This is a genomic window from Mycobacterium sp. P2_H7, from assembly GCF_056403275.1.
Map to the genome: position 1 here is coordinate 420,919 of NZ_JBFUFU010000009.1, position 13,202 is coordinate 434,120.

Consider the following 13,202-nt stretch of genomic DNA (forward strand, 5'->3'; position numbering starts at 1 on the left):
AGGTCGCTTCGCGGGTTCGCCCACCCGTGGTCTACGCTGCGTAGTACATACAGAGCCGACCGGCCGTTCGACGGTCCACCGACTTCTATAGGAGGCGCCAACGTGACCGCTCGCGGGTACAAGTTGGTGGCGTTGTCAGTGGTGTTGGGGGGGATGACAATCCTGCTCAGCGGATGCAGCTGGCAGGAGGTGTTCGGCCTCGGCTGGCCCACCGGAATCACGCCTGAAGGAAAGCTCAACCGCGACCTGTGGGTCTGGTCGGTGATCGCGTCGTTCGTCGTGGGTGCCATCGTCTGGGCGCTCATCTTCTGGGCCAGCGCGTTCCACCGTAAGAAGAAGACCGACACGGAGTTGCCGCGTCAGTTCGGCTACAACATGCCGCTGGAACTGGTGCTGACCGTGGTGCCGTTCCTCATCATCTCGGTGCTCTTCTACTTCACCGTCGTGGTGCAGGAGAAGATGCTGCACAAGGATCCCAACCCCGAGGTCGTCATCGACGTCACCGCCTTCCAGTGGAACTGGAAGTTCGGTTACCAGAAGATCGCCTTCGGCGACGGCACGCTGAGCTATGACGGCGCCGACCCGGAGAAGAAGGCCGCGATGACGTCCAAGCCCGAGGGCGTGGACGAGCACGGTGAGGAGCGGGTCGGCCCCATCCGCGGGTTCAACCCCGAGGACCGCACCTACCTGAACTTCGACAAGGTCGAGACCCTCGGGTCGTCCACCGAGATCCCGATCCTGGTGCTGCCCAAGGGCAAGCGCATCGAATTCCAGATCGCCTCGGCCGACGTGATCCACGGCTTCTGGGTGCCGGAGTTCCTCTTCAAGCGCGACGTCATGCCCAATCCCAAGGAGAACAACTCCGACAACGTCTTCCAGGTCAGTGAGATCCAGGAGACCGGGGCGTTCGTCGGGCGTTGTACCGAGATGTGCGGCACGTACCACTCGATGATGAACTTCGAGGTGCGCGTCGTGGAGCCCAACGACTTCAAGGCCTACCTGCAGCAGCGACAGGCCGGTAAGACGAATGCCGAAGCGCTGCAGGCGATCAACCAGGATCCGCTGGCGGTCACCACCCATCCGTTCGACACGCGGCGCGGCGAACAGGTCGGCGTGCCTCCCGCCCAGGCGAGCAAGTAAGGACAACTCATGCATATCGAAGCGCGGTTGTTCGAGTTCCTGACGGCGTTCTTCGCCTTGGCCGCGGTGGTCTACGGCGTGCTGACCGCCCTGTTCGCCAACGGCGGCATCGAATGGGCCGGCACGGTGGCCCTGGTGCTCACCACCGGCCTGACCTTGATCACCGGGACCTTCTTCCGGTTCGTCGCCCGCCGTCTGGACACCCGGCCGGAGGACTACGAGGACGCCGAGATCAGCGACGGCGCCGGCGAGCTGGGCTTCTTCAGCCCGCACAGCTGGTGGCCCGTCCTGATCGCGCTGTCCTTCTCGACGGCCGCCGTCGGCGCTGCGCTGTGGCTGCCGTGGCTGATCGTCGCCGGTATCTGCTTCGTGCTGTTCACCGCCGGTGGCCTGGTCTTCGAGTACTACCTCGGCCCCGAGAAGCACTGACCCCTCGCGCAGGTCACAACCGTGCGTCAGTTCCCTGACGTGCCGCGTTGCCTGATCCGCTGGACCGCTCGGTTGGGTAGTGTTGCCGAGGCAGCAATCGAGACGGATAGGCCGAGGGTTAGTTTGAGATGAGCGGGCCTTCAGGACCGGAGAAGCCCGGTGCGGGCGACGTGCCGGCGCCCAGCACCGGCGAGACCGAGATCCATTCGCGGGCATACTCCGCGCCGGAATCCGAGCAGTTCGTCAGCTCCCCGTACGTCCCGCCGGATCCGGCGATGTACGACTACGACAGCTACGAATCCGCGTCCGATGATGGGCCCGACAGTCCGCCGCGCTGGCCGTGGGTGGTCGGCGTCGTCGCGATCGTCGCCGCCGTCGCCTTGGTCGCGTCCGTAGCTGTCCTGGTGACACGCACCGACAACGCCAACCTCGCCACCCCGGCGACGACGACCACAAAGTCGGCGCCGCCGGTGCAGGACGAGATCACCACGACGACGCCTCCGCCGCCGAGCCCGGAGCCTCCGCCGCCGACGCAGGAACCGCCGCCGCCACCACCGGAGACGGTCACGGTGACGCAGGAGCCTCCGCCGCCGCCTCCTCCGCCACCCCCGGCGCCCACCGAGGCGCCGGCGCCGGCCACCACCACGGCACCTCCGCCGCCCCCGACGAGCACTGCGCCCGCCGGACCACGCCAGGTCACCTACTCGGTCACCGGCACCAAGGCACCAGGAGACATCATCACCGTCACCTACATCGACGCGTCCGGGCGCAGTCGCACCCAGCGCAATGTCTACATCCCGTGGTCGCTGACCGTCACGCCCATCTCGCAGTCCGAAGTCGGATCCGTGCAGGCCTCCAGCCTGTTCCTGGTGAGCCGGCTGAACTGCTCGATCACGACCAGCGACGGCACGGTGTTGTCCTCCAACACCGGCAACGCCGCGCAGACGAGCTGCTGATGAGCGACGACAAGACACTCTCCGGACCCGAGAACCTGGACCGCATCCTGCTCGGGGTGTGCGCCGGGATCTGGCTGCTGGCCCTGGGGGCCGGGGTGGCGGCCACGGTTGCGCTGGTGGATTTGAGCAACGGACGCGGCTCGGTACGTGCCGAACTGTCCGGCACCGATACGCCCTGGGTGCTCTACACCGTGATCGGCGTGTCGGCGGTGGTGATCGCCGCGGCCATCCCGCTGCTGATCCGGGCCCGCCGGGACAACAGTCATCGTCCGCTGCGCGGTGCGCTGGGGGGCAACACGGGATCGGCGGCCGACGACATCGCGGCCGTCGCCCGTCCGGTCGGCCGGCGTCCCGCGGTGACGTCCTCCGAGTCGGATGGCAGGCGGCCCGCGCTGCCCGCGATCGTCGACCAGGTCTACGTGCGCTGCACCACCGCCATCGGCTGTGCGGTGGGAGCCGGGGTGCTGGCCGTCGGCATCGCTACGTATCTGATGGCGACCGGCAGTGAGACCGGAGCCTGGGCCGCCTACATCGTCGGCGGGCTCATCACTGCCGGCATGGTCGCGCTGCCCTGGTTCTATCTGCGTGAGCTGCACGCGGTGACGGGGACCGCGTAGTCCCCGCTTCTTCGGCGGTAGGGCGTCGCTGAGGGTCTGGTTCCCGTTGATTCGGCGGCTGTGGTGCCCTGAGCGACGAGTGAATGCGCGAGGGTGCATCCAGAGCGTCGCTGAGGGTGAAAGCACTCTCTGAGTGCACGCTGGCGGTCTGGTTCCCGTTGATTCGGCGGTGAGGGCGCGAAAGTGCGAGTGGGCGACGCCGTGAGCGACGAGTGAATGCGCCCCGCACTCAACCCGCGGGGTAGGGGAGTGGCACCAAAGCAGAAGGGCCCGTCCAGCTTTCGCTGAGCGGGCCCTTCTGGTGTGAACTTCTAGTGGTGACCGTTGGATCCGTTGGACCCGTTGGTGCTGGTGCCCTGACGCTCGCGCAGGGCGGTCAGTGCCCGGTGCTCGGAGGCGTGTGCCGCCTCGGTGAGCGCGTCGTGCTCCTCGACTGGATCGGCCAGCAGGAAGCTGCCCGAGCCCGGCGAACCGGCGGAGCCCAACTTGTTCATCTTCTTGGGCAGCGCCGCACCCTGGTATTCCAGCGGAATCGGGTGGCCATGGTCGTCGACCGGGCCGAGCGGCTGGTGCAGCTCGATGTAGGCACCGTGCGGCAGGCGCTTGAGGATGCCCGTCTCGATACCGTGCTCGAGCACCGCGCGGTCGCTGCGCTGCAGACCGATCGCCCAGCGGTACGCGATGTAGTAGACGATCGCGGGCAGCACCACCATGCCGATACGGCCGATCCACGTCGTCGCGTTCAGCGAGATGTGGAACTTCAGCGCGATGATGTCGTTCATGGCGGCCAGCGTCAGCAGCATGTAGAACGAGATCGCCATCGCGCCGATGGCCGTGCGGACCGGTGCGTCACGCGGACGCTGCAGCAGGTTGTGGTGGGCGTCGTCCCCGGTGAACTTCTTCTCCAGGAACGGCCATGCGATGAGCAGACCGAAGATCAGGCCCATCAGGATGGCGACACCGAACACCGCAGGGATGGTGTGTCCGAACGGGTAGAACTCCCAGGGCGGCCAGATACGGGCCAGGCCCTCGGTCCACATCATGTAGAAGTCGGGCTGGCTGCCGGCCGACACCTGAGATGGTTTGTACGGGCCGAGCTGCCAGATCGGGTTGATCTGCAGGAGACCACCCATCAACCCGAGCATGCCGGTGATGATGGCGAAGAACGCGCCGGACTTCACCGCGAAGACCGGCATGACGCGCACGCCGACGACGTTGTTCTCGGTGCGGCCGGGGCCGGGGAACTGGGTGTGCTTCTGGAACCAGAGGATCATCATGTGCGCCGCGATGAGCGCCAGGATGATCGCCGGGATCAGCAGGATGTGCAGGCCGTACATCCGCGGGATGATGATGTGGCCGGGGAAGTCACCGCCGAACAGTGCCCAGTGCATCCAGGTGCCGACCACCGGGATGCCCAGGGTGATGGAGCTCAGCGCGGCGCGCAGGCCGATGCCGGACAGCAGGTCGTCGGGCAGCGAGTAGCCGAAGTAACCCTCGAACATCGCCAGGATCAGCAGCAGCGAGCCGATGACCCAGTTGGCCTCACGCGGACGACGGAACGCGCCCGTGAAGAAGATGCGGGCCATGTGCACCATGATCGACGCCGCGAAGAGCAGAGCCGCCCAGTGGTGGACCTGGCGGACGAACAGGCCGCCACGCACCTCGAAGCTGATCTCCAGCGCCGACTCGTAGGCCCGCGACATCTGGACACCGCGCAGCGGCTGGTACACGCCGTTGTAGGTGACCTCGGCCATCGACGGATCGAAGAACAGGGTCAGCCACACACCGGTGATCAGCAGGATGATGAAGCTGTACAGCGCGATCTCACCGAGCAGGAACGACCAGTGGGTGGGGAACACCTTGTTCAGCTGGCGGCGGGTCGCAGCCGAGGGATGGAACCGCGAGTCAATCGCGTCGCCCTGGTGGGCGGCGAGCTTGGCAAGGTCAGGGCTCATGATTTGCGCTCCCAGAATGCCGGTCCGACAGGTTCGATGAAGTCACCGTTGGCGACGAGATAGCCGTCTTTATCGATGGTAACCGGCAGCTGCGCCAGGGCCCGGGCTGCCGGACCGAAGATCGGCCGCGCGAAGTGCAGCGCGTCGAACTGCGACTGATGGCACGGGCACAGGATGCGGTAGGTCTGCTGCTCGTACAGCGACGAGGGGCAGCCCAGATGCGAGCACACCTTGGTGAACGCGAACAGTTCGCCGAAGTTGAAGCTCTCCTGGCCCTGACGCTTAACCACCTTGTGCATGTCATTGGGCTTGATGCGGATGAGCATCACCGGGTTGCGCACGCCCAGGGCGATCTCGCCGAGCTTCTCGTGCGATTCGACCGTGGTGCCGTCACCGTCGGATTCCCGCCACGGGAACACCGTCTCCATACCGCCGGCGTCGAGGTCCTCCGGGCGCATCTTGACGAACGGCGACTCGCCGGGCAGGCCCGTCGCGCGGGCCATGAAGATGGTCTCGCCGGCGAACCGGGGCGTCCAGCCCGAGGTCCACAGCACGGCCTTCTTGCCCTCGGCCGTCTGCACGACCGGCTTCCACGGGTTCTTGATCAGACCGCCGGCGAAGGCGACCAGCGTGCCCAGGCCGAACGCGCCGAGGCCGATGCCCAGGGACAGGCCGACCAGCTTGCGCCGCTTGATCGTCGAGGTCTCCAGAGCATCACCGAGGTTGGCGGCGATGGTCTTGCGGTGCAGTTCCGGGGAGGAGCCGTCATGGCGGTCCTGGATGGTGATCTCTTCCGGAATGAACTTCTTCTGGTAGAGCACCGCCCCGACGCCGATGGCCAGGATGGACAGCCCGAAGGTCAGGCCGTACAGCGGAGTGGCCATCGAGTAGGCCCACTCACCCTCGGACCCGTAGGGCTGGTACTCCCAGGGCCAGAACAGGAAGATCAGCAGCAGAGCGAGGCCGGCCACGCCGCCGAACAGCAGCCAGTACGAGACGGTGCGCGAGGCACGCTTCTCGGCCTTGGTGCCCTCGATGGGCCAGCGCGGCTCCTTATAGACGATCTCGACGCCGTCGAGCTTGCCGCCGAGTTCCAGCAGCTCCTCGCGCGACATCTCGGCCAGCTGGGCGTCCGTCGGGGTATCAGGGGTGTTGGCGCTCATGCGCGGGCTCCGATCCACATCGCGACACCGATCGCGGCCACCATCCCGATGATCCAGACCGCCATGCCTTCGGGCGCGGGCCCGAAGCCGCCGAGGCCGTAACCGCCGGGGCTGGGCGTCGCCGCCGATTCCCGCACGTAGCTGACGATGTCGGTCTTCTCCTCGACGGAGAGCTGGCGATCGGAGAACTTCGGCATGTTCTGCGGGCCGGTGAGCATCGCGGTGAACACCTGCGCCGGAACCTTGGACGCCTCACCGAGATCGGGGGCGTACTTACCGGAGGACAGCGCGCCACCCTTGCCGGTGAAGTTGTGGCAGGACGCGCAGTTCAGCCGGAACAGGTCGCCACCGCGGGCGACGTCACCACCCAGCAGCGACTCGTCGGCGATGTGTCCGTTGGCGTCACGCGGGACGATGGGTCCGCCGCCGTTGGCCTGGACGAAGGCGCCGAGTGCGTCGATCTGGTGCTCGTCGAACACCGGGTCCTTGCGGGGGGCCTGGGCCTCGCCGCGCATCGCCGGCATGCGGCCGGTGGACACCTGGAAGTAGACGGCCGCCTCGCCCGCGCCGATGAGGCTCGGACCGCGGTCGGGAACACCCTGCAGGTTGGCTCCGTGGCAGCTGACGCACGACGTGTCGAACAGCTGCTTGCCGGTGCGCAGCAGCGCCGACTGCGACTCGTCCGCGACCGCCACCTGTGGGGTGGGCGTCAGCGTGGCCGCGACGGCGCCCGCGGCACCCAGGCCGATCAGCAGCAACACCGCCGCTGACAGGCGCCGGTGCAACCGACGGCGAGACTTGGTGGTCATCGAACCCCTTCTCATCGACTGGATCACCGGGATCAACGGACGAAATAGATGACGGCGAACAACGCGATCCACACGATGTCGACGAAGTGCCAGTAGTACGAGACGACGATCGCGGCGGTGGCCTGCGCCGGCGTGAACTTGCTCATGCGCGTTCGCGCGAGAAGGAAGATGAAGGCGACCAGACCGCCGATGACGTGCAGTCCGTGGAAGCCCGTCGCGAGGTAGAAGACCGAGCCGTAGGCGCTGCCGGGGATCGTCGTGCCGTGCTCGACGAGGTGGACGTACTCGTAGGCCTGTCCGCCGACGAAGAACGCACCCATGAAGAACGTGATCACGTACCACCGGCGCAGGCCGAAGACGTCACCGCGCTCGGCCGCGAACACGCCCATCTGGCAGGTGAACGATGAGGCGATCAGCACGGCGGTCACGGGCACGGCCAGCCACAGGTTCAGCTCTGTGGGATGCGGCGGCCAGTCGCCATGTGCCTGGGCTCGCGCGGTGAAATACATCGCGAACAGACCAGCGAAGAACATCAGCTCACTGGACAGCCAGACGATGGTGCCGACACTGACCATGTTCGGCCTGTTCAGCGAATGCACGCGAGATGTGATCGCGGTTCCGGAGGTCCCTACAGCGCTCGTCACAGGTGCAAGTATGACGCTTTGTAGTTGATTAACTCCACCCGGGTTCCGAATTGGTCTCCATCGTGTCGCACTCCGGCCGGGTCCGCCTCGTAACGCCCTCGTGAGCGGGCCGCCGGAGCGTCTGCGACCGGGCGATAGCATCACCTGGTGCCTTCCGCTGAACCCCAACTCGACGCACCCACCTGGCCTCAGATCCTGGGTCGGCTGACGACAAATCAGGATCTGCTCCGGGGGCAGGCGGCCTGGGCGATGGACCAGATCATGACCGGCGCCGCGACGCCCGCGCAGATCTCCGGTTTCGCCGTCTCGATGAAGATGAAGCGCCCGAACTCCGCCGAGGTCCGCGAACTGGCCGACTCCATGCTCAAGCACGCCCGTCGGCTGCCGTCGGACGCGGTCGGTGTCGACGCCGTCGACATCGTGGGTACCGGGGGCGACGGTTCGAACACGGTGAACCTCTCCACGATGGCCTCGATCGTCGTCGCCGCGGCCGGTGTGCCGGTGATCAAGCACGGCAACCGGGCCGCCTCCTCTTTATCTGGGGGTGCCGACACGCTCGAGGCCCTCGGAGTGCGCATCGACCTCGGGCCCGAGGACGTCGCCCGCAGCCTGAGTGAGGTCGGTATCGGCTTCGCGTTCGCCCCGCAGTTCCACCCGTCCTACCGGCACGCGTCGGTGGTGCGCCGCGAGATCGGCGTGCCGACGGTGTTCAATCTGCTTGGGCCGCTGACCAATCCGGCCTCGCCGCGGGCCGGTCTGATCGGCTGCGCATGGGGCGAACTGGCCGAGGTGATGGCGGGCGTGTTCGCCGCGCGGGGATCCAGCGTCCTGGTGGTGCACGGCGACGACGGTCTCGACGAATTGACCACCACGACGACCAGCACCATCTGGCGCGTCCAGGCCGGCACGGTGGAGCGGCTCACGCTCGACCCTGCCGCCTTCGGTTTCAAACGCGCCGATCTAAGCGAACTCGTGGGCGGCGACGCCGAGGCCAACGCCGCGTCGGTGCGCTCGGTGCTGGGTGGGGCGCACGGGCCGGTGCGGGATGCGGTCGTACTCAACGCTGCCGGCGCGATGGTGGCGCACGCCGGCCTCGCGGGTGACGCCCAGTGGGTACCGGCGTGGGAGACCGGCCTGCGCCGTGCCGCCGAGGCGATCGATTCCGGCGCAGCCGAGCAGCTGTTGACCAAATGGGTTCGGTTCACCCAGAAAGCGTGACCGGCGCGGCTTTTCGCACGGGCCGGGCGATGCCGAAACGGTCGTCGTCGAGCTCGTCAGAGATATCCTGCCGGGCGGCCAGTCGCGCCGACCGGGCGGTGGCCGCCCAGCCCGCCCACCGGGCGGCGGAGCCGACGGCACTCGAGTAGCCGCCTTCGGCCCGCACGATCCGTACGCCCGGGCCTGCCAGCCAGCGCACGATGAGCGCCGTCTCCTCGACCAGGGCTCCGCCCAGCGGGGCCGATTCCGGCAGGATCGTCTGTGCCGCAGCGCAAATGGCGTCCACGACGGGCATCGGCGGGACCCCGCGGCGCGCACACCCGGCCGACGCCAGCTGCCCGTGCCGGATGACCGCCAGCTCCCAGCCGCCCCGTCCGTCGGGACGGGCGGCGACCAGTTCCTCGACGGCGGCCAGCGCCTGCAGCCGCTGGCCCCGGCACACCACGTCCACCGCGTCCGCGGTGTGGTCGCGCAGCCGGGCGGCGCTCTCGTACCGGTGGTGTTCGGCCAGCGCCTCGATCTGGGCGAGCACGGTGCCGAACGCCGAACTGTCGGTGCCCTCGATGAGGGCGGCGGCCGATCGGGGCGCCGGCGCGTAGGCGGCGGCGTCGGCCCCGCGCGGTGCCGGACAGGGCGCCAGCTCGTGGTCGACGCAGGTGTGGCGGGCGGTTCGGGACAGCCGTGCGGTGCAGCTGCGCACCCCGGTCCCACGGGCCAGGATCTCCGCGGTGGCGACGGCGTCGCCGCGGGCGGTGAACGGGCCCAGCGCGCGGGCGCTGCGCGGGGCGCGGACCACCGAGAACCGCGGGAACGCCTCGTCGGTGAGCACGATCCACCACCACCGGCGGGGGAACTTGGAGCGCCGGTTGTAGGGCGGTGCGTGCGCGGCCAGCAGGCGCAGTTCACGCACTCCGGCTTCCAGTTCATGCGCGCATTCGACGTGGTCGACGCGGGTGGCCAGCGCCACCATCTCCTTCATCCGGGTGCGCGGGTCCGCGCCCGTGAAGTACTGACTGACCCGGCGGTGCAGGTCCACCGCGGTGCCGATGTAGAGCACCTCCTCGCCGGGACCGCGGAACAGGTACACCCCGGGCCGGCCTGGGATGCCGGTGGCCAGGTGGCGCTTGCGGCGCTGGGGCGCGGTCTTGTCGGGCAGATACGCGCGCAGTTCCGGGTAGGTGCGCACGCCCTGGTTCCCGACCCGGGAGATGAGGCCGTGCAGCACGTCGACGGTGGCGCGGGCGTCGTCGAGTGCCCGGTGGGTCGGGGTGGTGCTCGCGCCGAAGAGTTCGGCCATGGCCGAGAGCCGAACGCTGGGCGCCTCGTCGCGGGACAGCACCCGCCGGGCCAGCCGCACCGTGCACAGCACCGCTGGGCGCGGCCAGGTGAGCCCCAGGCGTTCCGCTGCGGCCCGCAGGAACCCGATGTCGAAGCCGGCGTTGTGGGCCACCAGGACCGCGCCCCGGGAGAACTCCAGGAAGGCGGGCAGCACGCTGTCGATCCGCGGGGCGTCGTGGACCATCGCCGAGGTGATCCCGGTGAGCTGGACGATCTGCGGTGGGATGGCCCGGCCAGGGTCGACCAGGGTGGCCAGCTCGCCGAGCACCACGCCGCCGCGCACCTTGACCGCGCCGATCTCGGTGATGCAGTCGTGGTTGTCGCCGGAGGCCCGGCCACCGGTGGTCTCCAGGTCGACGACGACGAAGGTGGTGTCGGCCAGTGCGACGTCAGCGAGTGGCTCGACGTCGGCGAAGCTCAGCTGCGACACACGGGTGACGGTAACCGGTGGATCCGACAGTGGTGGGACCTGTCGGTACCCCTCGTTACGGTGCGGGCACTGCAGAAAAAGTCGTACCTGACCCGAAAGAGATGAGAGGGCATGCCGTGAAGCCTGTAGAGCAGCCAGCCGAAGACACCGGAACCTCCTGGCTTGATCCGGGTCCTGACCCCGGGGCCGGCAGCGGCTCCGTCGTGATCGACTGCGACGACTGCGCGGTACGTGGTCCCGGGTGTCAGGACTGTGTGGTCAGCGTCCTGCTCGGAGTTCCTGAGACTTTGCTGGACGACGAACGTCGGGCGCTGGAAGTGCTGGCGGAGGCCGGTATGGCGCCGCGGCTGAGGTTGGTCCCGATCCGGCGCGCAGAGAACAGGGATGGTAGAACAGGTGTGGCGTGATGACACGCACACTCTGCGGAGGCAAAAATTCATCCCAATTGGCTGTTAAATTTGCGTCTCCTGTTGGACAAGCTCGATGCCGTTTCGTAACCTGTCTGAGACCTAATTGAGTTCGAGGCGGCTCGTAAGCAGTTTAAGGACGCAAAACCTTGAGGCCTGATCGCACACACCGACCCAAGCGTGGCGTCCAACGACCCCTGGTCGGTGCGTTGGCGGGTCTCACCGTCCTGGGTAGCCTTCTCGCCGGAAGTGTGCACGCCGACCCGGCTGCGGACCAGCTGGCAAAGCTCAACGAACTTTCTCGGCAGGCCGAAGCCACCACCGAAGCCATGCATGCCGCCCAGCTCGATCTCGACAACAAGCTGGCAGCGCAGCGCGCAGCGGAGACCAAGCACACCTCCGACCTCGCAACCGTCGATTCGGCGAAGACTCAACTGGCAACCTTCCAGACCTCCGTCAACAGGGTTGCTGCAGCCCAGTACATGGGTGGTCGTACCGACGGCCTGGACGCCATGCTCACCGCCGGCTCGCCGCAGGGTCTGATCGACCAGCTCGCCGTCCAGCGGGTGATGGCGACCGAGATGTCGGCGCAGATGCAGAACTTCCGGACCACCAACCTGCAGGCCGCACAGGCCGAAATCGCGTCGGCCCAGTCGGCCGCGGACGCCAAGACGGCCACCGAACAGGCCGCGGCGGTGCGCGCCGATCTGCAATCCAAGCAAAGCAAGCTGCAGATCCAGATCGCCGTCGTCAAGTCCCAGTACCAGGTGCTGACTCCCGCTCAGCGCGAAGCGCTGGCCGCCATCCCGCCCGCTCCCGCCGCACCGGCACCGGCCGACGTGCCGCCGCCTGCGGCGTTGCCGGGACAGGACCCGGGCGTCCTCGCCGCACCGCCGGCCGGCATCCCGCCCGGCGACATGGCCCCGCCGCCGGACGGTGCCGCGCCCGGCATCGGCGGCAACAGCGAGGGGATGGCCGCCGTTCAGGCCGCGCTGACCCGAATCGGTTCGCCGTACTCCTGGGGTGCCGAAGGCCCCGGCGCGTTCGACTGCTCCGGCCTGGTCAAGTGGGCCTTCCAGCAGGCCGGTGTGGCGCTGCCGCACTCCAGCTACGCACAGGCCGCCGGTGGTCAGCCGGTGTCGACCGATCAGATGCAGCCCGGCGACGTCATCTCCTATTACTCCGATGCCTCGCACGTCGGCATCTACATCGGCGACGGCATGATGGTGCACGCATCGACCTTCGGTGTGCCGGTCCGCGTCGCCCCGGTCAACAACGCGCCGATCTACAACGTTCGCCGTTACTGACCTACCCAGGCTGGCCTCTGCCCTTGTGGCCGCGGCCCTGTTGGCCGGTTGTCACCAGAACAGCGCCCCGTCGGCGCCGGCCACCTCGTCGGTGACATCGAGCGCGGCGGACACCCAGCCGATGACGCTGCCCGACGGCCGCACCGCTCACCTGCGAGGTCTCGGCGGCACCCACACCCAGCCGCTGCTGGACCGGATCGCCGGTGAACTCGACGGGGCGACGGCGGCGGTCACCGCATTCTGGGGGCCGGACTGGCCGCGGGACATCGTCGTGATCGCCACGGAGACCGACGAGCAGTTCCGGGTACTGGGCTTCGACGGACCCGACATCGCCGCCGCGACCACTGCCGACGGCATCGTGTTCGCGCCCGGCGCGGCCGCGATGAGCCCCGAAGCCCTGCGAATCGTGGTGCGGCACGAACTTTTTCACTACGCCGCGCGGGCGGTCACCGCTGCCGACGCCCCCCGGTGGCTCGCCGAAGGAGTGGCCGACTACGTGGGCCGCCCGCCGGAACCGCTACCCGGTCCCGCCGCGGCGGCCACGCTGGCGCGGCTGCCCACCGACGCCGACCTGAATGCGGTCGGGCCGCAGCGTTCGGCGGCCTACGACCGGGCCTGGTGGTTCAGCCGCTACGTCGCCACCCGGTATGGGCCCGGCGCGCTCGCCGCGCTGTACCGGCGGGCCAGCGAGCCCGGTCATCCCGATATCGCAGTGGCCGTGAAGGACACCCTCGGCGCCGGCCTGGACGAGGTGGTGGCCGGCTGGCGCGACTGGATGAGCGGATAGCC

12 protein-coding genes are annotated in these 13,202 nt (G+C 68.3%); 7 read left to right on the plus strand and 5 right to left on the minus strand.

All coding sequences use genetic code 11. The features are described from left to right. The first annotated feature begins 36 nt into the window (after nt 1-36). The 4 genes from ctaC to AC1DY7_RS14230 all read left to right on the plus strand — a co-directional run bounded on the left by ctaC (nt 37) and on the right by AC1DY7_RS14230 (nt 3,142). Nucleotides 37-1,140 (plus strand): aa3-type cytochrome oxidase subunit II, encoded by a 1,104-nt coding sequence (ctaC, locus tag AC1DY7_RS14215; RefSeq protein WP_477494522.1) that lies wholly within the window; start codon nt 37-39, stop codon nt 1,138-1,140. A gap of 9 nt (nt 1,141-1,149) precedes the next feature. Further along, on the plus strand, nt 1,150-1,569 hold the full coding sequence (locus tag AC1DY7_RS14220) for a cytochrome c oxidase subunit 4 (RefSeq protein ID WP_477494316.1): 420 nt from the start codon (nt 1,150-1,152) through the stop codon (nt 1,567-1,569). Nucleotides 1,570-1,697: 128 nt separating this feature from the next. Further along, nucleotides 1,698-2,525 (plus strand): MmpS family transport accessory protein, encoded by an 828-nt coding sequence (locus AC1DY7_RS14225; protein ID WP_477494317.1) that lies wholly within the window; start codon nt 1,698-1,700, stop codon nt 2,523-2,525. Next, nucleotides 2,525-3,142 carry a DUF2561 family protein gene (locus tag AC1DY7_RS14230; protein ID WP_477494318.1) on the plus strand — a complete coding sequence of 206 codons (618 nt, stop codon included), beginning with the start codon at nt 2,525-2,527 and terminating at the stop codon, nt 3,140-3,142. Before AC1DY7_RS14225 ends, AC1DY7_RS14230 begins: the two co-directional genes overlap by 1 nt. 311 nt (nt 3,143-3,453) lie before the next feature. Here AC1DY7_RS14230 and qcrB read toward each other — a convergent pair whose 3' ends face one another. The 4 genes from qcrB to ctaE are packed head-to-tail and all read right to left on the minus strand — an operon-like array spanning nt 3,454 to nt 7,713. Next, nucleotides 3,454-5,097, minus strand: a complete 1,644-nt coding sequence (qcrB, locus tag AC1DY7_RS14235) for a cytochrome bc1 complex cytochrome b subunit (protein ID WP_477494319.1) — start codon at nt 5,095-5,097, stop codon at nt 3,454-3,456. Beyond that, on the minus strand, nt 5,094-6,260 hold the full coding sequence (qcrA, locus tag AC1DY7_RS14240; RefSeq protein ID WP_477494320.1) for a cytochrome bc1 complex Rieske iron-sulfur subunit: 1,167 nt from the start codon (nt 6,258-6,260) through the stop codon (nt 5,094-5,096). The genes qcrB and qcrA overlap by 4 nt, the downstream gene beginning before the upstream one ends. After that, complete coding sequence (gene qcrC / locus AC1DY7_RS14245; protein ID WP_477494321.1) at nt 6,257-7,084, minus strand: cytochrome bc1 complex diheme cytochrome c subunit; 828 nt, start codon at nt 7,082-7,084, stop codon at nt 6,257-6,259. Before qcrC ends, qcrA begins: the two co-directional genes overlap by 4 nt. Before the next feature lie 17 nt (nt 7,085-7,101). After that, complete coding sequence (gene ctaE / locus AC1DY7_RS14250) at nt 7,102-7,713, minus strand: aa3-type cytochrome oxidase subunit III (protein WP_477494322.1); 612 nt, start codon at nt 7,711-7,713, stop codon at nt 7,102-7,104. 147 nt (nt 7,714-7,860) lie between these two features. Between ctaE and trpD the strand changes: the two genes are divergently transcribed. Then, nucleotides 7,861-8,931 carry an anthranilate phosphoribosyltransferase gene (gene trpD / locus AC1DY7_RS14255; RefSeq protein WP_477494323.1) on the plus strand — a complete coding sequence of 357 codons (1,071 nt, stop codon included), beginning with the start codon at nt 7,861-7,863 and terminating at the stop codon, nt 8,929-8,931. Here trpD and AC1DY7_RS14260 read toward each other — a convergent pair. Then, nucleotides 8,915-10,699, minus strand: a complete 1,785-nt coding sequence (locus AC1DY7_RS14260; protein WP_477494324.1) for a DEDD exonuclease domain-containing protein — start codon at nt 10,697-10,699, stop codon at nt 8,915-8,917. The two genes, trpD and AC1DY7_RS14260, sit on opposite strands and share 17 nt — an antisense overlap. A 556-nt stretch (nt 10,700-11,255) precedes the next feature. On the opposite strand from AC1DY7_RS14260, the gene ripC reads away from it, so the two are divergent. Then, complete coding sequence (gene ripC / locus AC1DY7_RS14265; RefSeq protein WP_477494325.1) at nt 11,256-12,413, plus strand: peptidoglycan hydrolase RipC; 1,158 nt, start codon at nt 11,256-11,258, stop codon at nt 12,411-12,413. 25 nt (nt 12,414-12,438) lie between these two features. Further along, nucleotides 12,439-13,200 carry a peptidase gene (locus AC1DY7_RS14270; protein WP_477494326.1) on the plus strand — a complete coding sequence of 254 codons (762 nt, stop codon included), beginning with the start codon at nt 12,439-12,441 and terminating at the stop codon, nt 13,198-13,200. Nucleotides 13,201-13,202 lie beyond the last annotated feature (2 nt).